Origin of the sequence: Saccharothrix algeriensis (assembly GCF_016907655.1) — a bacterium.
Taxonomy (GTDB): domain Bacteria; phylum Actinomycetota; class Actinomycetes; order Mycobacteriales; family Pseudonocardiaceae; genus Actinosynnema; species Actinosynnema algeriense.
Window position 1 is genome coordinate 4,258,004 of record NZ_JAFBCL010000001.1, and the last position, 26,107, is coordinate 4,284,110.

Sequence of the window (26,107 nt, forward strand, 5' to 3'; positions counted from 1 at the left end):
TTCCATGTCCCAACCGTCCAAGGTCAAGTCCCGGGTGCTCGCGGCGCTCGCCGCGATCGCCCTGCTCGTGTTCGGCGCGACCCAGATGGCGTCCGCCGGCCAGGCCGGCTACCAGGCGAAGCCGACCGCCGAGCAGCCCCCGCTGAGCGCGGCGGCCCAGCAGCAGGCGGCGCTGGCCGGGGGCCCGTCGGCCCTCGTCACACCGCAGCTGGTGTACGCCGTGGTCGACAACGGCACCCTGACCGCCCAGAACTTCGGCGCCTCCGGGGCGGCGAGGCTCGGCACCGGCACCTACGAGGTCTTCTTCGGGGGCAGCAACATCGTCAACGGCGCCTACGTCGCGACCGTCGGCATCCCCGGCAACGTCGGCGTCTCGCCCTCCGGTGAGGTCGTCGTCGTCGGCCGGGCCGGCACCACGAACGGCCTGTTCATCCAGACGTTCGACTCCGCGGGCAACCCGGCGGACCGGTCGTTCCACGTGCACGTCGCGTTCTGACCCCGCACCGGGGGCGATCCACGACCGATCGCCCGGCGGCCCCCGCGCGCACCGCCCGCGGGGGTCGCCGCCGCGGTCCTTCAGCCGAACTCGCCGTGCCGGCCACCGCCCGCGAGGAAGCGGCGCAGGCCGGCCTCCGCCTCGCGCAGCGACACCAGGCCGTGCGCCGGCTCGTCGGCCGGCGCGGCCGGCTCGTCCAGCCCCTCCTGCTCCAGCAGCGACAACCGGTCCTCGCGCAGGCACGTCCGGGGGAACGCGGCGATCTCCCGCGCCGGCCCCTCGGCCGCCGCCCGCGCCGTCCCGGCTGGCACCACCCGGTTGACCGGCCCGATCGCCAACGCCTCCGCCGCGCCCACGGGCCGCCCGGTCAGCACCAGGTCCATCGCCCGCGACCGCCCGATCAGCCGGGGCAGCCGCACCGTCCCGCCGTCGACCAGCGGCACGCCCCACCGCCGGCAGTGCACGCCGAACACCGCGCCCTCGTCGGCCACCCGCAGGTCGCACCACAGCGCCGGCTCCAGCCCGCCCGCGACCGCGTGGCCGGACACCGCCGCGATCACCGGCTTGGTCAGCCGCAGCCGCGTCGGCCCCATCGGCCCGGCCGGCGACCCGGGGTCGTTGCCGCGCGGCAGTGGCCACCGCAGCCTCACCGCGCGGCGACCACCGACCGGTCCGGCCCCGCGCCCGATCCCGGCGAACGCGGCGCCGAGCGGGGCCGGCTGCGTGTTCAATGGCCGGATGAGCACCGCACTGCTGCTGGTCGACGTCCAGCGCAACATGCTGGGCGCGCCCGAACCCGTCCCGCACGCCGGCCCGGTCGGCGCGGCGATCGAGGCGTGCCTCGACCGGGCGAGGGAGGCCGGGTGGACCGTCGTGCACGTCCGCAACAACGGCGGGGACGGCGATCCGGACGCGCCGGGCACCGCGGGCTGGGAACTCGTGCACCCGGTCCGCGACGGTGAGCACGTCGTCGACAAGCACCGGTGCGACGCCTTCGAGGGCACCCCGCTCGGGCGGCTGATCCCGTCTTCGGCGACCGTGGTCCTGGTGGGGATGCAGAGCGAGCACTGCATCCGCGAAACCGCGCTCGGCGCGCTCGGGCGCGGCCACGCCGTGCAGCTCGTCCGGGGCGCGCACGCCACCTACGACCACGACGAGCCCGCCGCCGAGGTCTCCGCGCGGGTCGAGCGGGAGCTGGCCGGAGCCGGCGTCGAGGTGGTCGAGCCGGATCGCGTGGGCTGCCGGGGCTGACCGGGCGGTGACCGGTCCGTCCTGATCGGTCCGGTTCGGTCCTGTTCGGGCGGTCCCGGGACCCCGCCCGACCAGCTCGGTCGACCGACCCCGATGGGGGTACGCACCGTGGTCGACGGGGTACTACCGGGGGGTAACTTGAAACCCGCCGGATTTTGGGGGTGCTGATCTTCGCGTCGCGGCCTAACGTCGGACGCGTGAGCGATCACAGCCAGGCGGTGGCCGCGCTGCGCGGCCAGTACGCGGCGATCCCGGCGGGCGCGCCCGTCCGGCTCGCCAAGCCGACGTCGAACCTGTTCCGGTTCCGCGCCGACCAGCCCGGCGGGCTCGACGTGGCCCGGTTCAACCGGGTGCTGTCGGTCGACCCGGCCGCGCGCACCGCGCAGGTCCAGGGCATGACGACCTACGAGGACCTGGTCGACGCGACCCTGCCGCACGGCCTGGTGCCGCTGGTCGTGCCGCAGCTCAAGACGATCACCCTGGGCGGCGCGGTGGCCGGGCTCGGCATCGAGTCCAGCTCCTTCCGCAACGGCCTGCCGCACGAGTCCGTGCGCGAGCTGGAGGTGATGACCGGCGACGGCGAGGTGGTCGTCGTCGGGCCGTCCGACGACCTGTTCCGCGGGTTCCCGAACTCCTACGGCACCCTGGGCTACGCGCTGCGGCTGGAGATCGAGCTGGAGCCGGTCAAGCCGTTCGTCCGGTTGCGGCACGTGCCGTTCGGGTCGGCGCGGGAGTGCGCGGAGGCCATCGAGCAGGTCTGCGCCGAGCGCTCGTACCGGGGCGAGCCGGTGGACTTCGTGGACGGCACGGTCTTCTCCGCGCGGGAGCAGTACCTGACCCTGGCGAACTGGGCGGAGTCCGCGCCCGACCGCTCGGACTACACCGGCCGCCACATCTACTACCGGTCCGTCCGGGCCCGCCGCACCGACCACCTGACCGCGCGGGACTACCTGTGGCGGTGGGACACCGACTGGTTCTGGTGCTCGCGGGCGTTCGGCGTGCAGCACCCGCTGGTGCGGCGGCTGGTGCCCAAGCGCTACCTGCGCTCGGACGTCTACCGCCGGATCGTGGCGTGGGACCGGCGCCGCGGCTTCAGCGCGAAGCTGAGCAAGGCCGTGCAGGAGCCGGTGATCCAGGACGTGGAGATCCCGGTCGACCGGCTGGCCGAGTTCCTCGACTTCTTCCACCGCGAGATCGGCATCGAGCCGGTGTGGCTGTGCCCGGTGCGGTTGCGCGACCGCGCGGGCTGGCCGCTGTACCCGATGGACCCGGACGTGCTGTACGTCAACGTCGGCTTCTGGTCCACAGTGGACCTGCGACCGGACGAGGGGATGGGCAGCCGCAACAGGCTGATCGAGCGCAAGGTGTCCGAGCTGGGCGGGCACAAGTCGCTGTACTCGGACTCCTACTACGGGGAAGAGGAGTTCTGGGCCAACTACAACGGCGAGACGTACCGGAGCCTGAAGAAGCGGTACGACACGGCCTCCCGGCTCCCCGACCTGTACGCCAAGTGTGTCCTGCGCAGTTGATCCGGTGAGCTGAAGGGGAGGGCCCATGCGGTTGGCCGAGGTGTTCCGACGTGCGGTCGGGAGCGACTCGTCCGTGGAGTTCAGCGCGTACGACGGCAGCCACGCGGGGCCGGCAGGCGCGGGCGTGCGCATCGAGATCCGGTCCCCGGAGGCGTTGTCCTACCTGGCTTCCGCACCCGGCGAGCTGGGCCTGGCCCGCGCCTACGTCACCGGGCACCTGGAGATCGTCGGCGACGTCCACGACGCCCTGGCCCACCTGTCGGACCTGTCGCTGCGCGAGGTCCCCTGGGCGCAACGGCTGGAACTGCTGCGCACGCTGGGCCGCCGGCGCCTGCGCTCCCGGGTGGAGATCCCGCCGCAGGAGCGCAGGCTGCACGGCCTGCGGCACTCCAAGGCGCGCGACCGGGAAGCCATCGCGCACCACTACGACGTGTCGAACACGTTCTACGAGTGGCTGCTGGGCCCCTCGATGGCCTACACGTGCGCCGTCTACCCGACCGCGACCGCCACGCTGGAGGAGGCGCAGTTCGCCAAGCACGACCTGGTGGCGCGCAAACTGGGGCTCGAACCGGGGATGCGCCTGCTGGACGTGGGGTGCGGCTGGGGCGGCATGGTGATGCACGCCGCGCGCGAGTACGGCGTCAAGGCGCTGGGCGTCACGCTGTCGCGCAACCAGGCCGAGTGGGCGCAGAAGGCCATCGCGGAGGCGGGCCTGTCGCAGCTGGCCGAGGTGCGCTACCTGGACTACCGGGACGTGCGGGAGGGCGACTTCGACGCCGTCAGCTCCATCGGCCTGACCGAGCACATCGGCAAGGCCAAGCTGCCCGCGTACTTCCGCTTCCTGCACCGCAAGCTCAAGCCGGGCGGCCGGGTGCTCAACCACTGCATCACGCGCCCGGACAACCGCCGGCCCGCGCGGACGGGCGGCTTCATCAACCGGTACGTGTTCCCGGACGGCGAGCTGGTCGGGCCGGGCCACATCGTGTCGCTCGTGCACGACACCGGTTTCGAGGTGCGGCATGAGGAGAACATCCGCGAGCACTACGCCCTGACGCTGGCCGCGTGGTGCGCCAACCTGGAGCGGCACTGGGACGAGGCGGTCGCCGAGATCGGGCTCGGGCGGGCGCGGGTGTGGCGGCTGTACCTGGCCGCGTCGCGGCTGGGGTTCGAGCGCAACAACATCCAGCTGCACCAGGTGCTGGGCGTGAAGCCGGACGGGACGGCGTCGCGGATGCCGCTGCGGCCGGACTGGGCCTGAGGGGGCGGGTCGGCCGGGGGGCCGTTGTCGACCTGTGACCGGAGCCGCGGCAACCAGCTGCCCGCTGGGGCATCCCTAGTACCGGAAGCGGCCAACGGGCCGCCGAGGGGATCGGCACGGCAGCCCGGCGCGGACGTCGCCGCGGCTCGTCGTGTCCGTGCGTCAGGGGGAAAGACGATGAAGGTTCTCGGTGCTGCGCAGGTCTGCGCGGTTTTGGGTGCGGTTCTGGGTGTGGCCCTCGCGGGGTGCGGGACGGCCCAGGAGGCCGCGCCCGCCGCCACGTCGTCCACGGTGTCGGCTCCCACCACGCCCGCACCGACGTCCGCGCCCGCGGTCACGTCAGCGGTGACACCGGTGGCCACGCTCACGGCCACGCCCGAGGGCTCCATGCCGGCGGTGACGGTGGTCGGGGCCGACCCGACGCCGCTCATCGACCACTCGGGCTTCGGCGCGATCAGGCTGGGGATGACCGCTGAGCAGCTGACGGCCACCGGTCTGGTCGGCGGGGTGGAGGGGCCGGCCGGCGAGCTGTGCGCGCTGTACCCGCTGAGGTCGGGCGGCGGTTCCGTGTGGGTCCAGAACGACGGCACGGGTGTCGCCTCCATCGTCGTCGAAGGCCGGGCGCGCACCACCGAGGGCGTTCGGACCGGCGCGACCACCGAGCAGGTGCGCGCCACCTACCCGGCGCTGTCCGAGGGCGCCAACTGGAACTCCGTCGACCTCGGCGGGGGCGTGCGGTACGGCTTCCTGGGCGACCCGGTCACCACGATCCTGGTGTTCAAGAGCGGCATGGGCTGCCACAACTGACCCGCCGCCTGCTCCGGGCTAGCCCAGCGTCGCGAGGAAGTCGTTCCACCGGCCGAGGGGGACCCGCAGGGCTTGGCCTTGCGGGTTCTTCGAGTCCCGGATGCCGACAGCGCCGGTGGTGAGCCGCACTTCCACGCAGCTGTCGTTGCCGGGAGAGCTGTAGCTGCTCTTGAACCAACCGGTGTCGTGCGTGTTCACGGTGCCTCCAGTGCAGCTTCGAGTCGTGCCCGTGATTCTTCCTCGCTGAAGGCCAGTTCCTGAAGCCGCTGAAAGCATCGTGCGATCGCCTCGGTGTCGGACGGCTCGTCCAGGTACGTCGACGGGCCGTAAGCCACTGGGAGCAGTCCTACACGAGGTGTCCGGCCATCGAACTCGAAGAGGATCATTTCGCCTGTCGGACACGGGTTGGCGGGACTGGTCGCGTCGAGCAGTCGGAGCCGGATGTTGGGCTGTTCGCCCGCCCTCAAGAGGTGCTCGACCTGCCGCCGCATGACCTCGGAGTCGCCGTACCTGGTGGTGAGGGCGTCGTCGGTGAAGATGAAGAGGTGTTCCTTGGTAGCGGGCAGCTTCTGGCGTTCCAGTCGGAAAGCCACCCGGTTGACCCGCTCCTGATAGGAGGTCTCCCACCAGATCCCGTCGCCCGCCAGCATCTGGGCTTCGGTGTACTCGGGGATCTGGAGCAGGCCCGGGATGACACCACGGCCGTAGTACAGGATGGTGGTCGCGTCGGATTCGAGGTCGGCGATGCGGGTGTTCGCTCCCGGCAGCAGGTCGACGTAGGCCCGTTTGGGCTGGCGCTTGCGCGCTTCCACGCCCATCGCGAGCAATCTCTTGCGGTCACCGGCTTTCGCGCCCAGGAAGAGGAGCAACTGCTCCAGGACCGCAGCGGTGAGGTTCGCCCGACCGTCTTCGAGCTTGATCAATTGGCTGCGGTCCTTGCCGATCGCGGCCGAGGTCTCGTCCAGCGTCCGGCCGGCGGTCTGGCGCAATCGCCGCAGCTCACCCCCGAGCAGGCGCCTCGGGATGGTCTGCACCGCGTCTCCCATACCAGCCTCCTCGTTGGAATCACCCTACTAGGGCAATGCCTCAATCCGCACGTGACCCTTAGGCTGACCACACGTTCGCAAAATTACTGCGTTCAGCCTAGTGGAGGAGGAAGAATGGGAGTTCCGGAGCCCGGCGTCTCGGTGATGGCGTCGGTGGTGGTGGCGGAAGGGGCCGCCGTGCGGGCCAGCGCGCGGCCCGACGAGCGGGAGCTGTACGTGGTCTTCGACAGCGACCCGATCTCGTTCGAGCTGCTGTTGTCGCGCGACGTCGCTCAGCGGTGCGTGGCGCAGTTCAGCGAGGCGTTGCGGGAGATGGCGCCGGTCACGTGAGCCGGTCGGCGATCTGCTCGGCCTGGTTGGCCGGGATGGCGAAGCCGATGCCCACGCTGCCCGCCTCGCCGCTGTCCGAGGTCGGCGAGTAGATCGCCGAGTTGATGCCGATGACCTGCCCGGCCGCGTTGATCAGCGGCCCACCCGAGTTGCCGGGGTTGATCGACGCGTCGGTCTGGATGGCCTGGTAGCTGACGGGGTTCGACCGACGGGTCGAGCCGGGCACGGTCACCGTCCGGTCCAGGGCGCTGGCGATGCCCGAGGTCACGGTGCCCCGCAGGCCCTCCGGCGAGCCGATCGCCACCACCTGGTCGCCGACGCGCACGCCGTCGGAGTCGGCGAAGGTCGCCGGCGTGAGGCCGGTGACGCCCTGCGCCTGCAGCACGGCCAGGTCGCTCGACGCGTCCGCCCCCACCACGGTGGCACCGACGGTGCGGCCGTCGTCGAGCGTCACGGTCACCTGCTGCGCGCCGGACACGACGTGGTCGTTGGTCAGGATCCGGCCGTCCGCCGACAGGACCACGCCCGAGCCCAGCCCTTCGCCCTGCGCCGACGCGACGTTCACCTGCACGACGCTGGGCAGGACCTCCTGCGCGATGGCGCTGACGTCCACAGTGGACCCGGACGTCTGCAGCGCGACCGACGAGGCCGGTGCGCCGACCGCCGCGCCGGGCGCGTTCATCGCCCCGACCACGCCCCCGGTGACGCCGCCGAAGAGGGCGGCGACCAGCGCTGCCGTCGTCACCACCGTCCCGGTCCGCCGCCGCGGCGGCCGGGGGACGGCTGGGGGCTCCGCCGGGGAGCCGGTCATGGCGGGGAAGTCCTGTGCTGTCATGCCCCCAGGTTCGCGCGCGTGCCTGTGAACGACCTGAGCACCCGCCTAGGACCGGCCAAGAAGCTCGTCCACCTCGTCGGCGGTGAGCAGGGCCGTGCCGAACAGCGGGCCCTGCGCGCCGACCACGCCCAGCTCGGCCAGCCGCCGCGCCTCGGACCCGGCGCCGACGCCCGACGCGTACAGGGGCAGGTCCAGCGTCCGCGCCCAGTTCAGCAGCGCGGCCGCCGCGCCCGCGTCGACCGGGTCGGCGTCCTGCGCGAGCCCGCGCACCAGGGCGCCGTGGAACTTCACGCCGTGCAGCGGGAGGCGGCGCAGCCGGTCGGCCGGGACGTTGCCGCCGCCCCTCTGGTCCAGCACGAACCGCACGCCGTGCTCGGCCAGGATCGCCAGCTCCTCCGCCTGGTCCTCGGTGATCAGCGCGGCCAGCTGCTCGCCGAGCTGGAACCGCAGCTTGGCCGCCGGGAGGCCGCTCTCGCGCAGCACGCGCCGGACGTCGGCGACCAGCTCCGGCTCCTGGCACTGCCGCGCGGTCAGGTCCATGGCCAGCGCCGGCGCCCGCGCGCCGAACCGCGCGTGCCACCGCCCGGCGTGCCGGCACGCCTGCTCCACGGCCCAGCGGCCGAGCCGCACGGCCATCCCGGTGGAGGCCGACAGCGACGCCAGCGCCCGCGGGTCGAGCAGGCCGTGCTCGGGGTGGTCCCAGCCCAGCCGCGCCTCCACGGCGACCAGCGAGCCGTCGGCTGGCGAGCGCACCGGCTCGTAGTCGACCCGGAACTCGCCCTGCTCCAGGCCGCCCGCGATGGAGGCCGCCAGCTTCAGCCGCTGCCGGTCGCGCCGGTCGCGGGCGCGGTCGTAGAGCGCCCACTGCGCCCGGCCGTCGTCCTTGGCCCACCGCAGGGTCACGTCGACGCACCGCAGCAGCTCCGCCGCGTCGCCGCCGCGCGCGGGCTCCACGACGATGCCGACGCTGGCGGTCACGCCGATGCCGTCGTCGCCCACCCACACCGGTTCGGCGAGCAGGTCGACGGCCTCCTCCACCAGCCGCACGACGGTCGCGACGTCGGCCGGGTCGTGGATGAGCACGCCGAACTCGTCCGGGCCGATCCGGGCGGGCCGCCCGACCCGGCCGAACACCGCCCGCAGGTGCCCGGCCACGACGGTGAGGATCCGGTTGCCGACCTCGTGGCCGAACGCGTCGTTGATCACCCGGAACCCGTCGACGTCGAACACCACCAGCGCCAGCGAGGCCGGGCCCTTGCTGCCGACCGCGCCCTCCAGCCAGCCCAGGAACTGCGCCCGGTTGGGCAGCCCGGTCTGCACGTCGTTCAGGCTCTGGCGGACCAGCTGGGTCTGGAGCGCGCGGACCTCGTCCAGGCTCTCGACCATGGTCACGTAGTAGGACGGCTCGCCCTTCTCGTCGCGCACCAGCGACACGGCGACCAGCACGTTGACGACCTCGCCGTCGGCGCGCAGCAGCCGCAGCTCGGTCCGCACGTGCTCGCGCGCGCCGGAGTCCAGCGGTCCGCCGATCGCCGCGGCGGTCTCCCGGTCGTCGGGGTGGACGATGTCGCGCCCGCTCATCCCGGCCAGCTCCTCGGCCGAGTAGCCGAGGATGGTCAGCAGGGCGTCGTTGAAGTCCAGCACCGCGCCGTCGGCCCCGGTCAGCGCGATGGCCACGGCGGAGGTGCGGAACACCGCCCGGAACTTGGCCTCGCTGGCCCGCAGCGCGGCCTCGGCCTCGTGGATGGTCCGGATGGCGGCCGACTTGGTCAGCTCCTGCTGGTCCAGGGTGCGGTCGCGCAGGGCTTCGCTGTACCCGGCGGCCACCCCGCCGAGCACGGCCATCAGCCGGTGCGTGCGGTCCGGCGGCAGGCCGAAGTGGGCCGGCAGGTGCTCGCCGAGGAAGGCGAGCGAGCGTTCCAGGGCGTCGGCCGAGACGAAGCCGTGCTCGACCATCTCGCGGCCCACCCGGTGCACGGCCGCCGCGGGGTGCGCGTCGTGGGCCAGCGCGGCGTGCAGGTCGTCGGCGAACCCGGCGAGCGCCGCCCGCAGCTCGGGCCGGCAGGCCAGGACGGACGAGCCGACGGCCGCCGCCCAGCGCCGCGCGAACTCGTCGCGGGCGTTCGGGGCGGACCCGGCTTCGGCGCGTGCGGCGGCACCTGCGTGTTCGACCATCTTCATTCAGCTCGCGGGGCCAATCGTCAGAGGGCCGTCCGGCCGACGTCCTATCGCGTGGAATCGGATCTCCGCGATAGTCCGACGTGCGCATTCCCGAATCGAGGTCACTCGAATGGGTGTACGAACCGCCCGTTGGTTGCCGCGCAGCATACTGGCCGGACGCCGAGTCGGCGCAAGATCATCGAGTTACCCGCCGGTAGTCAAAGGTGGGACGGGTGGGCGGACCGGGTCCGGCGAAGTGCCCCGGTCCACCCGGCCCGGGGGTGTTCCGGCGGGTTGGTCGCAGACCGCGGGACGGCCGGGCCCCGGGCACCCCGCTGGTCCGGAATCCGCTGGTGGGAGCCGTTTTCGGAGAGTCCGTCGACCGCCGCGGGGAAGGTCGTCGCGCGCGTCGGGCCCTTCGGCGGGGCGAATCCGGCGCCGAGCCGCTCGAACTCGCGGAGGAACTCCCGATTGCGCTGGTCGGCCGCGGCGCGATCCGTTGATCGTGCTCATCGCGACGTCGATGTGCCGTTGTCGAGGATCGGGGAATGCCGCGGCGGTTCCGGTGGAGGCGGGCGCTCCGCGGGCGGGTTTACCGGCTTCGGGGCAGAGGCGACTCTCCTTCTGCGAGGTCGCCTCGAAGACGGCGAAAACACTGTTTCCGATCTTGGAATCGCGCGGTTCGAGCGGCTTTTCCACCTTCGGCAGGCGGTCGTCGTCCGCGCGCACGGCGACTCCCGGCCGTCGTCGAGGTGGGTGGCGAAGCGCCCTGGCCGCAGCGGGGGACGTACTCGTGGCTCGGCCCGCAACGGCGTCGCCCGGGATGCCCTTTCTTCCCTCGGTCAGGGGAAGACCTTGCCCTGGCGGCCCTCCTCCGGCCGCGGCGCGTCCCCCACCCTGGTCCGCACCCGGGTGGCGCAGCGTTGACCGCGAAGGGAAAGCACATGTCGCACACCGCACACGAGCACGAGCCGGACCGCCGCCACGAGAGGGGCCGGGCGCAGGTCCCGGCGCCGCAGCGGGGCTCCGCCGAGGCCACCGCCGCGGTCGGCCCGGCGGGGCCGTCCCCGGACGGCGTCCTCGCCCTGCAGCGCGTCGTCGGCAACACCGCCGTGGCGCGGCTGCTCGGCGGCGCCGAGGTCGACGGGGCCGACGGGGTCGACGGGGCCGACGTGCAGCGCTCCGCGGTGCACGAGGTGCTGCGCAAGTCGGGCGAGGCCCTGGACCAGCCGGTGCGCGAGGAGATGGAGAGCCGGATGGGCGCGGACTTCTCCGACGTGCGCGTGCACACCGACGCCGCGGCGTCGCGCGCGGCCGAGTCGGTGCGGGCCGAGGCGTTCACGTCCGGCTCGCACGTGGTGTTCCAGCAGGGCCGCTACAACCCGTCGTCGGCGGCCGGCCGGCACACGCTCGCCCACGAGCTGACCCACGTGCTCCAGCAGCGCTCCGGCCCGGTGGCCGGCACCGACACCGGCACCGGGCTGCGGGTCAGCGACCCCTCGGACCGCTTCGAGCGGGCCGCCGAGGACAACGCCCGGCGGACCATGTCCGCCCAGCGCTCCCCGGACACCGGGCCGCACCCCACCGCCGGGCACGCCGCCGCCGGGCACGCCGCCGTGCAGCGCCTCACGGAGGTGAACCGCGTCGGGTGGAGCACGGGGACCAAGTGGAAGGGGCGGATCTCGGAGAACGAGCAGTACATCCTGCGCGGGGGGTTGAACGGCAAGTGGTTGGCGGACGAGGTCTGGGTCCGGGAAGGCGCGCCCGCACCCCGTTACTGCAGCGCCACCGGCAACACGAACACGTACAACGGCGCGCAGTACACCGAGTACGAGCCGAATTCGAAGTTCCTGGAGGACTGCCTGCACACCGCGGAAGAGGTGATGCACGAGCGGTGGCTCGAACAGGGCAACCTGAACTCCCGGGTGGCGGGAACGAACACGCCCTTCGGGAACTCCGACGCGGAGAACATCGCCGCCGCCACGGCCCACGCCGGCAGCCGCATGGGCGACAACCACCAGGAGTCCCCCGGCGTCGGGCAGGCGTTCGCCGTGGTCGAGACGGATTACCAAGGCAACGTGCCCCAGAACGAATCGCGCTACCCGTACCACGCGGCGGCGGTGGTGGCCAGGGACGGGCGGGACGCCATCACGCTGGAGGTGTCGGCGGGCGAGGAGGATGCCGAGGAGAGGGACCAGAAGGGCAACTTCTACATCTACGAGGTCAGCTCCGGGGAGCAGGAGCACGCCCCGAACAGCTTCCACACCCGCCAGGGCGAGTACTTCACCCGCAACGCCATCACGATCGTCATCGAGCCCTTGGACCAGTAGCCGGGGTGACCGGGCGCCGGATCCACCGGGCCGGGCTCCGCGCCCTTCCGCCGGCGGGCGGGGCGCCCGCCGCGCGGCCGTGGCGGACGCCCCTCGGGTCCGCCACGGCACCGCGCCCCCCTGCGGCGCCGCCGGTCACTCCACCGCGGACAGCACCGAGGCGATCCTCGTGGCGATGCGGTCGTTGTCGGTCGGCGCGAGGCTCAGCCAGCCGTTCTCGCGCACCATCAGGTACCGGCCCTGGTGGGTGTCGAACCACGTGATGAGCACGCCCGCCCTGGTGCTGCGGTACCCGCCGCCGACGCTCACCCCGAACTGGCCGCCGGCCACCCGGTTGGCCGCCAGCTCGCCGACCGCCGTGGCGTCCTCCCGCGACAGGCCGGCCCTCTGCAGCGCCGCGCGCTCGTCCAGCCCACCGCCGCCCCACGGGTCGTCCTCGTCGTCCTGCCCCTCCTGCTGGAGGGCGACGGCCTCGTCCAGCGCCTCCAGCCGCAGCGACAGGGCGCTGCCGGGACCGGGCGAGCCGTCCGGCAGCACCTCCACGATCGACCTCGCCAGCGCGGTGGGCCGGATCTCCAGCACGCCCACCTTGCCGCTGTCGATGACGGCCAGCACGGCGCGCCGGCCGTCCGAGGCCGCCACCGCGCGCACCGGTCGGTCCAGGTGGGCCACCGCGTCCACGGACAGCCGGTGGTCGGCCAGCAGGCGCAGCAGGTCGACCAGGCCGGGGTCGGGCTCGCCGTAGTCGGCCAGCACCTCCGCGCGCAGCCGGGACCGCTCCTCGCCGGTCGCGCCCGGGCTGGGCACGTCCAGCGGGTAGGGCAGCCGGCCCAGCCCCAGGTCGTGCCACAGGACGTCCAGCTCGCGCGGGGTGAGCAGGTGGTGCGGCTCGATCACTGGTCGGCCTTCTTCCGCGGCTTCGCGCCGCCGATCACCGAGGGCGGCAGGTTCTCGCCGGGCACCTCGAAGATGTCCTCGCCGCGCAGGTACGCCGCGGCGCGGTGCTCCTTGTCCTCGCCCTGACCGCCGCCCGCGCCGCCCATCGGGGCGCCGCCCACCGGCGCGCCGGCGCCTGCCGCGCCGCCGGGGGCGCCGGGGGCGAAACCGCCGGGCGCCGCACCGCGCGGACCCGCGCCGAGCGCGCCGGACGCGCCACCCGCGCCGAGCTGGCCACCGGAACCGGTCGGGCCGAAACCGCCGCCGCCGTGACCGCCGCCGAAACCACCGCCACCGCCGCCGAAACCACCGCCACCGCCACCGAAACCACCGCCACCGCCGAACCCGCCGGGCATCGCGCCGGGGAAACCGGGGACGCGCGGCGCGCCACCGCCGCCGGAACCGGGGACGGGGGGCGTGCCGGGGCTGCCCGCCGGGATGTAGGGCGGCAGCTTGCCGTTGGGGCCGAAACCGCCCTGCGGCTTGGGCACCACCGTGCCGGGCGGGGCCGGCTTGTACGGCGGGGGCTGCTGCCTGCCCGACGACCCGCCGGGCGGGGTGTACCCCGGCGGCACGTAGCCGCCGGGCGGCTGGTGGCCGCCACCGGGCGGCAGCTGGTGGGCGGGCGGGGTGTACTTGTTCGCGACCGGCACCTGGGCCGCCGCCGCGGCGGCCGTCGTGCCCTCGGGCCGGTAGGCCGCGGCCGGCACCTGGGGCGTGCCCTGACCGCCGCCCGCGCCGCCGCCGTAGCCGCCACCGCCACCGGCGCCGCCGCCCGGGGTGTAGGCCGGGGTCGCGGGGGTCACCGAGGGCGCGTAGCCGGAGACGTGGGTGCCGCCACCCGCGCCGGACGCCCCCTGCACGGGCAGCGCCTCGGACAGGGCCGGGACGCCCGCCGTCAGCAGCGCCGCGGGCCGCGGCTCCTCGACGCGCCCGGTCACCGGGTTGAACGGCGGGGTGAACATCGGCGTGCCGCGGTCGACCGCGCGCGACTCGTCCTCCATCGCCGTCATCACGGTGACGGCCTGCTCGTGCGCCGAGCGCGCCAGCTCGTTGGCCGCCTGCACGTCGGTCGCCGAGGACAGCAGGCCCTGGAGGCCGCCGCCGGAGAACGCGCCGGTGGCCTCGTCCCAGCTGAACTCGACCGGCTCGGGCATCCGCGCCCGCGCGTTCTCCATGATCCGGCTCTGGTCCTCGACCCGCTTGCCGACCTCGACGGCGGTGGTGGCGGTCTCGGTGATCCAGTTCGCCAGCTGCTTGATCGCCGCGCGGGCGGCGTCGGCGGCCTCGCCGGTCCACCCCGCCTCGGTGGCGGCGACGCGCTCGTTGATCACCCGCGCCGACTCGGTCAGCTCGGTGCCGAACTGGCCCCACTCCGCGCCGATCTCGCCGGTCTGGCCGGGGTCGTTGTTGGTGTGCACCGCGTCGTACAGCTCGCGGTGCGAGCGGGACGCCCAGTTCTGCCGGTCGGTCAGGACCAGGTCGATCTTCAGCTCGACGGCCACGTCACACGCCCTTCAAGCGGGTCAGCTCGGTGCCGTGGTCCTCGTCGACGGCCCGGAAGTTGCGGATCGCGCCCTGCACCGAGTCGTGCGTCTGCTGCAGGACGTCCCGGTAGGCGGTCATCACGGACACGAACGACTGCGGGTCGCCCTCCGCGCGGGCGCCGAACTTGGCGGCCATCCGGTCGCCGACGGGGTTGGCGCCCAGCGGCGCGGGCCGGGCGAGCCTGCCCGCCCGCTCCAGCCACGAGTCGACCTGGTCGACCTGCTCGACCAGCATCCTGCGCAGCTCCTCGCCGGTCGCGGGGTCGAGCAGGACCCGGCCGGAGGTCACCGTCTCGCGCAGCGCGAGGAGTTGGCCGCCGACCCTGGCCACCTGCTCGGAGACCCGGTCGGTTTGCCGAGGCGCGGCCTCTTGTTCATTCCCTGCTCCGGCGATGTACATCGGATTCCCTCGCGAAGGCAGCCTGGTGGACGAAAACTAGGATCACTCGCAGTCCCAACGCCCGCCCAACGTCCCACCAACGCCCCACCGCCTTCACCCCCATGCCCTCACCCCCCTGCCTCCACCCAGCTCCCAGCCCTGCCTTCCCCCCGCTCCCAACCCCGCCCCCCCACCGATGCGTCCACTGGACACCCCCGCTCGGCCGCGTCGGCAGTTCGATCCTCATCCCACGTCGATCACGCTTTTCGATCGACGTGGGATCAGGGTCGAGCTGCCGACTCCCAGGCGGCCGAGCCCGCGGCGGCGGAGCCGGCGCAATCCAACACAGGAGGTTCTTCAGGATGCGGGTGAACCTGCTCGGCCCGGTCGAGCTCGTCGCCGCGGACGGGGTGGCTGTCCGGCTGGGGGCGGCGAAGCGCCGGACGGTCCTGGCGGCGCTGGCCCTGGAGCTGAACCGGGTGGTGTCCGGCGACCGGCTGCTGTCGCTGGTGTGGGACGGCGCGCCGCCGCCGCAGGCCAGGGCGGCCCTGCAGGGGCACATCGCGCAGCTGCGCAAGGTCCTGGTCGGCGGGGTCGCCCTGGTCACCCGCGCGCCCGGCTACGTGCTGACCGGCGACCGGGCGGCGGTCGACGTGTTCCGGTTCGAGGACCTGGTCGCCGGCGCCCGCGACGCCGCCGACGAGCCCGCGGTCGCGCAGCTGACCGGCGCGCTGGCGCTGTGGCGCGGCCCGGTGCTGGCGGACGTGCCGGGCGCCGAGGTGCGCGAGCCGGTCTCCGCCCGGCTGGAGGAGCTGCGGCTGGTGGCGGTGCAGGAGCTGGCGACCCGGCTGTTCCGGCTGGACCGGGCCGCGGACGCCGTGTCGGGCCTGCGCGACGCGGTAACCGCGCACCCGCTGCGGGAGGCGCTGGTGGCGCGCCTGGTGCTGGCGCTGCACTGGACCGGGCGGCAGGCGGAGGCGCTGGAGCTGTTCCACCGCACGCGCGAGCGGCTGGCCGACGAGCTGGGCGTGGACCCGGGTCCGGAGCTGCGGGAGGCTTACCGGACCGTGCTGGCGGGCGACACCGCCCCGAAGCCGGTGGGGCGCGGTCCGGCGCCGGCGCAGCTGCCGCGCGAGCACCGGGGGTTCGTCGGGCGGGAGCCGGAGCTGGCGGACCTCGCGGAGGGCCTGCGCGGTGACTCGCCGATCGGCCTGCTGGTGGGGCCCGCCGGGGTGGGCAAGACGGCGCTGGCGCTGCGCTGGGCGCACCGGGCGGCGGTGGACTTCCCGGACGGGCAGCTGTTCGTGAACCTGCGCGGGTTCGACGAGACCGAGCCGCTGGACCCCCGCGCGGCCCTGGTCGGCTTCCTGCGGGCGCTGGGGCTGACCGACTCGCAGATCGCGGTGGACCTGGAGGCGCAGGCCGCGCAGTACCGGTCGCTGCTGGCCGGGCGGCGGGTGCTGGTGCTGCTGGACAACGCCCGCTCCGCCGAGCAGGTCCGGCCGCTGCTGCCGGGTTCGGCCGGGTGCCTGGTGCTGGTCACCAGCCGGCACCGGCTCGACGACCTGGTGGTGACCGAGGGCGCGGCGGCCCTGCACGTGCAGACGCTGCCGGAGGAGAGCGCGGAGAGCCTGCTCGCCGCGGTGCTGGGGCGGCACCGCACCGACCAGGAGCCCGCGGCCGTCGCGGAGCTGGTGGCGCTGTGCGACCGGCTGCCGCTGGCGCTGCGCATCGCGGGCGCGCGGCTGGCGTCCCGGCCGCGGTGGACGATCCAGTCCCTGGTGGACGAGCTGCGCGACGAGCAGCACCGGCTCTCGGCGCTGGAGCTGCCGGAGGCGGGGCGCGGCGTCCACGCGGCGCTGGCGGTGAGCTACCGGGAGCTGCCCGAGGGCGCGGCGCGGCTGCTGCGCCGGCTCGGGCTGCACCCCGGCACGGACCTGGACAGCTACGCCGCCGCCGCGCTGCTGGACGTCAACGTGGTCAGCGCGCGCACCCACCTCAGGACGCTGGCGTACGCGAGCCTGCTGCACGAGTCGGCGCCGGACCGGTACTCGCGGCACGACCTCGTGCGGCTGTTCACCCACCACCTCGCCGCCGGCGAGTCCGAAGTGGACAACGCCGCGGCGACGGACCGGCTGCTGGACTACTACCTGTGCGTCGCGGACTCGGCGCGCGCCTACCTGTCCGACCACGCGCGGCCGTTCGGCCGGCCCGAGCACCCGCCCGCCAGCTTCCCGCGGCTGTCCTCGCACGCCGCCGCGCTGGGCTGGTTCACGCTGGAGGAGGCGAACCTGGGGCTGCTGCTGGACATCGCGCTCGACAGCGGCCGGCGGGAGCGGACCTGGCGGCTGGCGCTGTGCCTGGACGCGTTCCACTTCCGGCGCGGCAACCGGGTCGACCGGCTGGCGCTGTGCCGCACCGGGGCCGCCGCCGCGCGGGCGCTGGGCGACCGGGGCGCCGAGGCGGCGTTCCTGCTGCGGCTGGGTTCCACGCTGGCGGACCTGGGGCGGATGGACGAGGCGGTGCGGGCGTGCACGCGGGCGGCGGAGCTGTCCGGCGGCGACCCGCACCTGGAGCAGGCCGCGCTGGCCAACCTCGGGTACTGCCTGATGGCCGACGACCGGCTGGACCGGGCGCAGGCGACGATGCTGGAGGCGTTGGCGGTGGCCCGCCGGGTCGGCGACGCGCGCTCGCAGGCCAACGTGCACAACAACCTGGCGAACGTGCTGCTGCGCAAGCAGTCGCCGCGGGAGGCGCTGCGGCACGCCACGGAGGCGCTGGAGCTGTTCGACTCCGCCGCGCCGTCCAAGGCGCAGGCCGCGACCCTGCACACCGTGGGCACGGCCTGCCGGCAGCTGGGGCGGCTGGAGGAGGCGCTGGAGTCCTACCGGTCCGGGCTGGCGCTGGCCGAGCGGCTGGGGGACCGGTACCAGGAAGCCCTGTGCCACCGGGCCGTCGGGGACGTGCTGGAGCAGCTGCGCCGGGTGGAGGCCGCCGTGCCGCACTGGTCGCGGGCGTTGCAGCTCTACCGGGACCTGCGGCTGGTGGACGCCGACGAGCTGGTGCGCAAGCTGGACCCGCGGGTGGTGGGCGTGTGAGCTACCCGACGTCCCGCGCCGCGGCGCGGCCCGCCACCCGGCCGGAGAACAGGCAGCCGCCCAGGAAGGTGCCCTCCAGCGCCCGGTAGCCGTGCACCCCGCCGCCGCCGAAGCCCGCCGCCTCGCCCGCCGCGTACACCCCGTCGAGCGGGGTCCCGCCGGCGGTGAGGACGCGGCCGGACAGGTCGGTGTGCAGGCCCCCCAGCGTCTTGCGGGTCAGCACGGACAGGCGCACGGCGATCAGCGGGCCGGCCTTGGGGTCCAGCAGCGGGTGCGGCTCGACCACCCGGATCAGCTTGTCGGTCAGGAACCGGCGGGCTTCGCGCATGGCGTTGACCTGCATGTCCTTGCCCAGCCCGGAGGTGACCTGCCGGTCGCGCTGCACGATCAGCGCCTCCAGCGCCGCGGCGTCGACCAGGTCGGCGCCGACCAGCTTGTTCATGCCGGCGACCAGTTCCGGGACGGTGCGCGCGATGATGAACTCCTCGGAGCGCCGCGCGAACCGCTCGACGGGCGCCACCGCGCCGGGCAGGGCCCGCCGGAGCACCTGCCGGACGTCCTTGTCGGTCAGGTCGGGGTTCTGCTCGGAGCCGGAGAGCGCGAACTCCTTGCCGATGATCCGCCGGTTGAGCACGAACCACGAGTGGCCGTGCCCGGTCTTCACGATGTGCTCCAGCGCGCCCAGCGCGTCGAAGCCGGGGAACAGCGGGACCGGCAGGCGGCGGCCGGTGGCGTCGAGCCAGAGCGAGGACGGGCCGGGCAGGATGCGGATGCCGTGCCGGCTCCAGACGGGGGTGTGGTTGGCGATGCCCTCGGGGTAGTGCCACATGCGGTCCTCGTTGACCACCGCGCCGCCGGCGCCCTGCACCACCTGGAGCATCCGGCCGTCCACGTGGTCGGGCACGCCGGAGAGCAGGTGCTCGGGCGGGGAGCCCAGCCGGGCGGGCCAGTTGCGGCGCACCAGCTCGTGGTTGCCGCCGATGCCGCCGGAGGTGACGACGACCGCCTGCGCGCGCAGCTCGAAGTCGCCGGCCGGGGTGCGGGAGCTGGGCTCGCCCCGCCGGGCCGCGCTGGGTTCCAGGACCTCGCCGCGCACGCCGTCGACCCGGCCGGCGGTGGTGGTCAGCCCGGTGACGCGGTGCCGGAACCGCAGCCGCACCAGGCCCGCCGCGACGGCGGCCCGGACGCGGCGCTCGAACGGCTCGACGAGGGCGGGCCCGGTGCCCCAGGTCACGTGGAAGCGGGGCACGGAGTTGCCGTGGCCGTCCGCGAGGTAGCCGCCGCGCTCGGCCCACTGCACGAAGGAGAACCAGCGCACGCCCATGGCGTGCAGCCAGCTGCGCTTCTCGCCGGCGGCGAAGTCCACGTAAGCCTCGGCCCACCGGCGCGGCCAGTGGTCGGTGTCGCGGTCGAACGCCGCCGAGCCCAGCCAGTCCTGCAGGGCCAGCTCGGCCGAGTCGCGGACCTTCAGCCGGCGCTGCTCGGGCGTGTCGACCAGGAACAGGCCGCCGAAGGACCAGAACGCCTGCCCGCCCAGCGACGCCTCCGGCTCCTGGTCGAGCAGGATGACCCGGCGGCCCGCGTCGGCGAGCTCGGCGGTGGCGACGAGGCCCGCGAGACCCCCGCCGACGACGATGACGTCCGCGTCCTGTGCCATCAGGCGAGTCTAGGTGGTGCCGTGCCGGCGATCACAGCCGTGCGCGCCATCGGGACCGCCCGCCGGGCCCCGGTGCGGGAACTCCGCTTGCACGGTCGGCTTCAGCGGTCGGCTTCTGCGGTCGGCTTCAGCGGTCGGCGGTGCGCGCGCCACGGGGACCGCAGGGGGTTGTGGCGCGCGCACCGCCGTTCGTTGAGGCCGCCGGCCGTTCGGTGAGGGGTGTTCCGTCCGGCCGACGGCGGCCGGCTGACGCGGGCGCTCCTGGGACGCCTCGGGGAGAGGGCCTGCCGCGCGCCCAGGGGGGAGGGGCGCTCGGTGGTCCTGACGTCCGGGCGGCATCCGCGAGCCGACCAGTCGTACAACGGGCGGCATACCACAGACGTTCCCGAGGTGTCCAGCGTCACTACGCAGAGTCGCCGTTTCGCGAGGTGGACCGGGATTCCATGTCACCCATCCGTGTCTTGTTTGGTTGCCGCTACGCCAATGCGACCACTCACCGTGCACACTTCTGCCGCCGATCGCGGTCCCGCTCGCGCGACCCGCAGGTGATCACGCAGCGCGACCGGCCCCTTCGCGCGGGGGCGGGCCTGGCGACGTGGCCGAGGCACGCCCTGCACGCCGGACCGACCCCTTCGCGCGGGGGCGGGCCGCCCGGCCGGGCGGCGCGGCTCCCGCCGGTGTCGACCGGTGTCGACCGGTGTCGACCGGTGCGCCCGCCATCGGGTCGGCGGGCGATTCGTTACCGGTCGTCGGCGATGTCCGGCGATTCACCGTTGACCGTATTTGACATTCCGGCCGGTCGGCTCTTGACTGGAGCTGTCGCCCCTGCGCCGAACAGGTGCGGCACTTCGCGCGCGTCCGCGCAATACCCCGAACAGTCCAATGTGGACTACCCTATTGGGCTGTTCGCGCGATTGTCCGGGGGAACCCGGGGAGATGTGCTTGCGCCAATCTTTCCCCACGAAGGGTTTGCGCCGTGAACAACTCAGGAAGTCGGTGGAGACACCGCACCAGTGCGGCCTTGCTGGCCGCCGTGCTGGGCACGACTGGGTTCGGCTTCGCCGCCGCTCCGGCCGTCGCGCAGGAGGCGCCGAACGCGCCCGCGTCCACCGACAAGGGCCTGGACAAGCAGGACCGGCAGCGCCTGGCCGAGGCCGAGAAGGCCGGCCAGGACACCGTGACCCTGCTGGTCGCCGCCGAGCAGGGCAAGCTGGACTCCGCGGCCGACGACCTCGAGGCCCTGGGCGGCGTGGTCGAGACCACCGAGCGCGACGTCGAGTACCTCAAGGTCTCCGTGCCGCGCGACAAGGCCGAGAAGGCCGCCGAGCTGGCCTCGGTCGACGCCGTCGACGTCGACGGCCTGGTGGCGCTGGACAACCCGCGCCCCGAAGGCGCCACCACGCCGCTGCCGCAGCGCGCGCCGGGCGCCAACACGCCCAAGAAGAACCCGTACATGCCGATCCAGGACACCAAGGCGGCGGAGTTCACCGACCACAACCGCAAGTGGGACGGGCGCGGCACCACCATCGCCATCCTCGACAGCGGCATCGACCTGGACCACCCGGCGCTGGCCACCACGTCCACCGGTGAGCGCAAGATCGTCGACTGGTACAACGCCAACGCCACCAACTCCGGCGACGGCACCTGGGTGCAGGTCTCCGGCCGGCACAACGGCACGTTCACCGCGGGCGGCGCGACCTACAAGGCCCCCGCGACCGGCGGCCCGTACAGCTTCGGCCTGTTCCGCGAGACCGCGGGCGACCTCGGCCTGGCCAACAGCGAGACCGGCGGCGACATCAACCGCGACGGCGACCGGGTCGACGCCTTCGGCGTCCTGCAGGACGTCAACACCAAGGAAGTCCGGGTGGACGTCGACGGCGACGGCGACTTCACCGACCAGGCCGCGATGATCGACTACAAGTACAAGAAGGACGTCGGCCACTTCGGCGCGGACAACCCGGCCACCCCGGTGCTGGACACCGTGGCCTTCGTGGTGCAGACCGACCGGTCGATCTACGACAACGGCGGCACCGCCTACGTCAACATCGGCATCTCGGCCGCCGCGCACGGCACGCACGTCGCGGGCATCACCGCCGCCAACAAGATGTTCGGCGGCAAGATGGCCGGCGCCGCCCCCGGCGCGAAGCTGATGGCGGTCAAGGTCTGCCTGTCGACCCCGTCGTGCACCTCCTCCGGCCTGGTCGACGGCGTGCTCTACGCGGCGCGCAACGGCGCGGACGTCGTCAACATCTCCATCGGCGGCCTGCCCGCCCTCAACGACGGCAACAACGCGCGCGCCGAGCTGTACAACCGCACCATCGCCGAGTACAACATGCAGATCTTCATCTCGGCCGGCAACAGCGGCGCGGGCGCCAACACCGTCGGCGACCCGTCGGTGGCGACGGACGCGATCAGCGTCGGCTCCTACATCACCAAGGAGACGTGGCTGTCCAACTACGGTTCGGTCACCGCCCAGCGCGAGAACCTGCACGGCTTCTCCTCGCGCGGCCCGCGCGAGGACGGCGGCTTCAAGCCGGACATCGTCGCGCCCGGCTCGGCGATCTCGACCGTGCCGCAGTGGCAGGTGCCCGGCCCGGTCGCCGGCACCTACGAGCTGCCCGCCGGCTACGCCATGTTCAACGGCACGTCGATGGCCGCCCCGCAGGCGACCGGCGCCGCCGCGCTGCTGGTCAGCGCGTTCAAGGCCGAGCACAACGGCGAGCGCCCGACCGTGCGCGAGCTGCGCGACGCCATCCGCTCCGGCGCCAAGTGGGTCTCCTCGCTGCAAGCCTACGAGCAGGGCGCGGGCCTGTTCGACGTCAAGCGCTCCTGGCAGCAGCTCAACGCCCACCCGAACACGCACGCCGTCACCACCGCGGTCACCGTGAACACGGCGCTGTCGGGCCTGCTGGCCACCCCCAACACCGGCGTGGGCATCCACGACCGCGAGGGCGTGACCATCGGCAAGCAGTACGTGCGCACCTACACCCTGACCCGCACCACGGGCCCGAACCGCAACCAGCAGTTCCTGGTCAACTGGCAGGGCAACGACGGGACGTTCTCGTCCAAGTCCATGGTCAGCCTGCCGCTGAACACGCCGGTCAAGTTCGACGTGAAGGTCAAGCCCACCAAGGCGGGCGCGCACTCGGCGGTGCTCAAGCTGGACAACCCGGCCACGCGCGGCGTCGACGTGCTCACCCTGAACACGGTGTTCGCGGCCGAGGAGTTCAACGCGGGCAACAAGTTCACGATCGGCAAGTCCGGCAGCGTCGCCCGCAACCAGTCGCAGAGCCACTTCGTGCGGGTGCCCGCCGGGGCCAGCGCGCTGAAGATCGACATGGTGGGCGGCGGCGCGGAGGCCGGCAAGGGCCAGATCCGCTTCCTGCGCTACGACCCGTACGGCGTGCCGGCCGACACCACCTCGTCCACCAACTGCTACAACCCGGACGCGGGCGCGGGCTGCGCCGGCGGCTCCCCGACCAGCCGCACGGTCGACAACCCCGTGCCGGGCGTGTGGGAGATCGTGGTCGAGTCGCGGCGCACCTCCGACGCGGCCACCACCCCGTACGCGGTGACGGCGTCGGTGCTGGGCACCACGGTCAGCCCCGATCCCGACACCATCGCGTCCGCGCAGAGCGGTGTGGGCGTCGACCGCGAGTACACGGTGACCAACACGCTGGCCGCGTTCAAGGGCAAGCTCGTGGGCGGTGACCTGAGCAGCGCGAAGCAGGCCCGCCCGGCGATCACCGAGGGCGTGTCGCAGTTCTACGACGTGACCGTCCCGGCGGGCACGACGTCGCTGCGGGCCACCATCGGCCGCACCAGCGACATCTCGGCCGACCTCGACCTGACCGTCCTGGACTGCACCTCGGGCGCGTGCCTGCCGGCCGCGACGTCGGCCGACGCCGACTCCGAGGAGTCGGCCACGGTGCCCAACCCGGCGGCGGGCCTCTGGCGGGTCCAGGTCGACGGCTACGCGGTGCCCGCGGGCAGCACGGAGTACGACTACATCGACGTCTACACCGCGGCCGGCCTCGGCACGGTGGCCGTGGCGGACAGCGACGCCGACCGGGTCGCCGGCGCGTCGTGGACCGTTCCGGGCGTCGTGACCGCCACCGGCCAGGCCGGTGCGGGTCGCGTGCTGCGCGGCGAGCTGACCGTGCAGACCGCCGAGGGCTCGGTCGTGGGCCGCAGCTCGGTGATCGTGCAGAACGTCGCCTGACGTTCCCGCTCCCGCAGGGCCTCCCCCGGTTCGCCGGGGGCGGCCCTGTCGGCTTTCCGGGAGGTTTTCCGGGGCGGGCTTCTCGGGGTGGGCTCCTTGCGGGAAGGTCTTCCCGGGAGGCCCTTCCGAGGAGGCTTCAGGGGGTGGGGTCGATGTTGCTCAGCGGCTCGTCCACGTCCACGTGCCGCACGCCGTCGACCGCGGTCACGCGGCGCACGTCGTCCAGGGCCACCCTCACCCGGACGTAGCCGAGGGAGGCGTCGGAGGTCTCCACGGTCGCGCCCAGCTCGCGCAGGGCCGAGGCCACCCGCTCGGTCGCGCCGGCCTCGGTCGTGAGCGACAGGGCGACGCTCGTCTCGCCGTTCTTCCGCGCCTGCTCCAGCACCGCCTTCCCGTGCGGGGTCAGCTCCACGGGCACCGATGCCTCCGAGGTCGTCGGGGAGAGGGGCGATCCGGTCGTCGGGGGGCCGGCCGGCTCGGTCGTCGGGGGCTGGGAGGACGGGGCCGGTCCGGTGGACGGGACCGGCGACCGGCCCGCCCCGCCGTGCTCCGCCGCGGACCCGCAGCCGGTCACCAGCGCGCACAGGCACGCCACCACCACGAGCCGTTTCATCCGCACCCCTCCCGACGCCATCCTGACACCAGGACGGAGACAGCGCCCTGTGCGGTTGCGCCGGTTCCGCGCCCGCGTCAGGTCCGCTCGGCGCCGTTGGTCGGTTCGGTGCTGTTGGCCGGTTCGGCGCTGTTGGTTCGCGCGGTGCTGTTGGTCGGTTCGGTGCTGTTGGCCGGTTCGGCGCTGTTGGTTCGCGCGGTGCTGTTGGTCGGTTCGGTGCTGTTGGCCGGTTCGGCGCTGTTGGTTCGCGCGGTGCTGTTGGACGGTTCGGTGCTGTTGGCCCGCTCGGCGCCGTTGGCCCGCTGGTCCGGGCCGCTGAACGCCTGCACCCGCTCCTCGCCGTCCGCGCTCTCCCCGAACACGCGGTTGTCCGAACCGGACGCGGGCCGCTCCGCCGCCGACGCGGCGCGCGGCAGGTCGCGCACCCGCACCTGCGGCAGCGCGCCGGGGTGGCGCGCGCGCAGCCAGGAGACCAGGTGCTCGCGCGCCAGGCACCGCAGGTCCCACAGCCGCCCGGCGTCGGAGGCGCTGACCAGCGCGCGCACCCGCACGAACCCGTTGACCGCCCCGGTCACCTGCGCGACGCACACCCGGCCGTCCCACAGGTCACTGGCCTCCAGCGCGTGCCGCAGCTCCTGCCGCAGGTCCTCCACCGGCACGGTCCAGTCCAGGTCCAGCTCCACCGTGCCCAGCAGCGCCGACTGGGTGCGCGTCCAGTTCTCGAACGGGGTCTTGAGGAAGTACGCGGTCGGCAGGATCAGCCGCCGGTCGTCCCACAGGTGGATCACCACGTAGGTCAGCGTGATGTCCTCGATGCGGCCCCACTGCTCCTCGACGACCACCACGTCGTCCAGCCGCACGGCGTCGCTGAACGCGATCTGGATGCCCGCGAACACGTTGCCCAGCAGCGACTGCGCCGCGAGCGCGGCGATGGCGCCGATGACACCGGCCGACGCGAGCAGGCTGGTGCCGGCCGCCCGCGCGCTCGGGAAGGTCATCAGCACGGCCGCCACCGCCAGCACGCCGACGACCACCACCGTCACCCGCCGCACCAGCGTGATCTGCGTGTGGACGCGCCGGGCGTGCCGGTTGTCCGACACGTCGACCCGGATGCGCGACAGCGTCGCGTCCTCGGCCACCACCAGCAGCGCGGCCAGCAGCCACGCCCCGGCGAGGATCAGCGCTATCCCGACCGCGTGCAGGGCGATCGGCCGCCACTGCCCCTGCGCCACGACCCCGAGCGAGAACTGCACGGCCACCAGCACCGCCACGGCCAGCGCCGGCCGGTGCGCGTGGCGGGCCAGGCCCGCGAACAGGTGGGACCGCCGGCCGATCCGCCGGATCACGCGGTGCACGAGCGCCACGGCCACCAGCGCGACCAGCACCGAAGCGGCGAACGTGGAAGCTGCGACGAGCACGGGTGGGCACCTCCTGGCTGTCGGGACACGTCCTTGAGCCGTACCCGAGCGGCCGGTCACCCATTCGTGTGGCGACCTTCCTCACGATCGCCGGCGCGGCCCGCTCCGCGTCGTGCCCCCGCGCCCGCGTTGCTACCGTTCGGGAGCTTCCACGGAGCTGCGCGGACGACCCGACCCGCGGCGGAGCCCGACGGC

The 26,107-nt window shown here is 73.9% G+C and carries 19 protein-coding genes and 1 pseudogene; 9 read left to right on the plus strand and 11 right to left on the minus strand.

Annotated elements, in window-relative coordinates; translation table 11 throughout:
- Positions 1-4 precede the first annotated feature (4 nt).
- Positions 5-496: a hypothetical protein gene (locus JOE68_RS19545; RefSeq protein WP_204843744.1), complete on the plus strand. Its 492-nt coding sequence runs from the start codon at positions 5-7 to the stop codon at positions 494-496.
- Between the two features lie 80 nt (positions 497-576).
- Here JOE68_RS19545 and JOE68_RS19550 read toward each other — a convergent pair.
- A pseudogene (locus JOE68_RS19550) lies at positions 577-1,104 on the minus strand (enoyl-CoA hydratase-related protein); the annotation flags it as partial.
- Between the two features lie 130 nt (positions 1,105-1,234).
- Between JOE68_RS19550 and JOE68_RS19555 the strand changes: the two are divergent.
- The 4 genes from JOE68_RS19555 (at position 1,235) to JOE68_RS19570 (ending at position 5,341) form a co-directional block, all read left to right on the plus strand.
- Positions 1,235-1,747: an isochorismatase family protein gene (locus JOE68_RS19555; protein ID WP_204843746.1), complete on the plus strand. Its 513-nt coding sequence runs from the start codon at positions 1,235-1,237 to the stop codon at positions 1,745-1,747.
- A gap of 197 nt (positions 1,748-1,944) precedes the next feature.
- Entirely contained in the window at positions 1,945-3,276 is a 1,332-nt protein-coding gene (locus JOE68_RS19560; protein ID WP_307819756.1) for an FAD-binding oxidoreductase, read from the plus strand.
- Positions 3,277-3,301: 25 nt separating this feature from the next.
- The gene (locus JOE68_RS19565) at positions 3,302-4,534 is read left to right on the plus strand and encodes an SAM-dependent methyltransferase (protein ID WP_204843747.1); all 1,233 of its coding nucleotides are present in this window, start codon (positions 3,302-3,304) and stop codon (positions 4,532-4,534) included.
- Between the two features lie 354 nt (positions 4,535-4,888).
- The gene (locus JOE68_RS19570) at positions 4,889-5,341 is read left to right on the plus strand and encodes a hypothetical protein (RefSeq protein ID WP_204843748.1); all 453 of its coding nucleotides are present in this window, start codon (positions 4,889-4,891) and stop codon (positions 5,339-5,341) included.
- 18 nt (positions 5,342-5,359) lie between these two features.
- Here JOE68_RS19570 and JOE68_RS19575 read toward each other — a convergent pair whose 3' ends face one another.
- On the minus strand, positions 5,360-5,539 hold the full coding sequence (locus tag JOE68_RS19575; RefSeq protein ID WP_307819757.1) for a DUF397 domain-containing protein: 180 nt from the start codon (positions 5,537-5,539) through the stop codon (positions 5,360-5,362).
- Entirely contained in the window at positions 5,536-6,387 is an 852-nt protein-coding gene (locus tag JOE68_RS19580; RefSeq protein WP_204843750.1) for a helix-turn-helix domain-containing protein, read from the minus strand. The genes JOE68_RS19575 and JOE68_RS19580 overlap by 4 nt, the downstream gene beginning before the upstream one ends.
- 114 nt (positions 6,388-6,501) lie before the next feature.
- Between JOE68_RS19580 and JOE68_RS19585 the strand changes: the two genes are divergently transcribed.
- Entirely contained in the window at positions 6,502-6,717 is a 216-nt protein-coding gene (locus JOE68_RS19585) for a hypothetical protein (RefSeq protein ID WP_204843751.1), read from the plus strand.
- On the opposite strand, the gene JOE68_RS19590 is transcribed toward JOE68_RS19585, so the two are convergent.
- Both JOE68_RS19590 and JOE68_RS19595 read right to left on the minus strand, forming a co-directional pair.
- Positions 6,710-7,552 (minus strand): S1C family serine protease, encoded by an 843-nt coding sequence (locus tag JOE68_RS19590; protein ID WP_204843752.1) that lies wholly within the window; start codon positions 7,550-7,552, stop codon positions 6,710-6,712. The two genes, JOE68_RS19585 and JOE68_RS19590, sit on opposite strands and share 8 nt — an antisense overlap.
- Before the next feature lie 45 nt (positions 7,553-7,597).
- A complete protein-coding gene (locus tag JOE68_RS19595) occupies positions 7,598-9,727 on the minus strand; it encodes a putative bifunctional diguanylate cyclase/phosphodiesterase (protein WP_204843753.1) in 2,130 nt (709 codons plus the stop codon).
- Between the two features lie 929 nt (positions 9,728-10,656).
- Here JOE68_RS19595 and JOE68_RS19600 point away from each other — a divergent pair.
- Positions 10,657-12,042 carry an eCIS core domain-containing protein gene (locus JOE68_RS19600; RefSeq protein WP_204843754.1) on the plus strand — a complete coding sequence of 462 codons (1,386 nt, stop codon included), beginning with the start codon at positions 10,657-10,659 and terminating at the stop codon, positions 12,040-12,042.
- Between the two features lie 135 nt (positions 12,043-12,177).
- On the opposite strand, the gene JOE68_RS19605 is transcribed toward JOE68_RS19600, so the two are convergent.
- The 3 genes from JOE68_RS19605 to JOE68_RS19615 are packed head-to-tail and all read right to left on the minus strand — an operon-like array spanning position 12,178 to position 14,925.
- Positions 12,178-12,939, minus strand: a complete 762-nt coding sequence (locus tag JOE68_RS19605) for an ESX secretion-associated protein EspG (RefSeq protein WP_204843755.1) — start codon at positions 12,937-12,939, stop codon at positions 12,178-12,180.
- A complete protein-coding gene (locus JOE68_RS19610; protein ID WP_204843756.1) occupies positions 12,936-14,483 on the minus strand; it encodes a PPE domain-containing protein in 1,548 nt (515 codons plus the stop codon). Before JOE68_RS19610 ends, JOE68_RS19605 begins: the two co-directional genes overlap by 4 nt.
- A gap of 1 nt (position 14,484) precedes the next feature.
- Complete coding sequence (locus JOE68_RS19615; RefSeq protein WP_204843757.1) at positions 14,485-14,925, minus strand: hypothetical protein; 441 nt, start codon at positions 14,923-14,925, stop codon at positions 14,485-14,487.
- Positions 14,926-15,266: 341 nt separating this feature from the next.
- Here JOE68_RS19615 and JOE68_RS19620 point away from each other — a divergent pair, with 341 nt between their 5' ends.
- Entirely contained in the window at positions 15,267-18,002 is a 2,736-nt protein-coding gene (locus JOE68_RS19620) for an AfsR/SARP family transcriptional regulator (RefSeq protein ID WP_204843758.1), read from the plus strand.
- Between the two features lies 1 nt (position 18,003).
- On the opposite strand, the gene JOE68_RS19625 is transcribed toward JOE68_RS19620, so the two are convergent.
- Positions 18,004-19,659 (minus strand): FAD-binding dehydrogenase, encoded by a 1,656-nt coding sequence (locus JOE68_RS19625; protein WP_204843759.1) that lies wholly within the window; start codon positions 19,657-19,659, stop codon positions 18,004-18,006.
- Positions 19,660-20,635: 976 nt separating this feature from the next.
- Between JOE68_RS19625 and JOE68_RS19630 the strand changes: the two genes are divergently transcribed.
- Positions 20,636-23,881: a S8 family serine peptidase gene (locus JOE68_RS19630; RefSeq protein WP_204843760.1), complete on the plus strand. Its 3,246-nt coding sequence runs from the start codon at positions 20,636-20,638 to the stop codon at positions 23,879-23,881.
- A 136-nt stretch (positions 23,882-24,017) separates the two neighbouring features.
- Here JOE68_RS19630 and JOE68_RS19635 read toward each other — a convergent pair whose 3' ends face one another.
- Both JOE68_RS19635 and JOE68_RS19640 read right to left on the minus strand, forming a co-directional pair.
- Positions 24,018-24,494 carry a hypothetical protein gene (locus JOE68_RS19635; protein ID WP_204843761.1) on the minus strand — a complete coding sequence of 159 codons (477 nt, stop codon included), beginning with the start codon at positions 24,492-24,494 and terminating at the stop codon, positions 24,018-24,020.
- Between the two features lie 77 nt (positions 24,495-24,571).
- Complete coding sequence (locus JOE68_RS19640) at positions 24,572-25,912, minus strand: mechanosensitive ion channel family protein (protein ID WP_307819759.1); 1,341 nt, start codon at positions 25,910-25,912, stop codon at positions 24,572-24,574.
- Between the last annotated feature and the right edge of the window lie 195 nt (positions 25,913-26,107).